Here is a 363-nt window from a genome sequence, read left to right as displayed (position 1 = left end):
ACGTAAAACGTTGACCTATGACCGTGGACGTGAGATGTCAGAACATAAAATCCTCGAAGAAGATTTAGGCATAGATGTATATTTCTGTGACCCACATTCGCCATGGCAGAAAGGTACATGCGAAAATATGAATGGTTTAATTAGGCAATATTTACCTAAAGGGATTGATTTAAATCAGGCAGATCAGCATTATTTAAATCAAGTCGCCATGTCACTGAATACTCGTCCTAGAAAAGCGTTAGATTGGCTTACACCATTAGAGAAATTTGCTCAGCTTGTTGATTATCATAAGGCTTTTGAAACTGTCGCACCTCATGTTTGAATTCGCCATCTATTCAGAACTGCCACACGCGCATGAATTTC

At 39.1% G+C, this 363-nt stretch carries 1 protein-coding gene; it reads left to right on the top strand.

Features of this window, described 5'->3' with window-relative positions:
* A partial coding sequence (locus DPG01_RS18650; protein ID WP_110976021.1) for an IS30 family transposase occupies positions 1–322 on the top strand: 322 nt, incomplete at its 5' end.
* Positions 323–363 lie beyond the last annotated feature (41 nt).

The organism is Acinetobacter sp. WCHAc060042, assembly GCF_003231195.1.
Classification (GTDB): domain Bacteria; phylum Pseudomonadota; class Gammaproteobacteria; order Pseudomonadales; family Moraxellaceae; genus Acinetobacter.
This window is presented reverse-complemented; position numbering and strand designations above follow the sequence as displayed.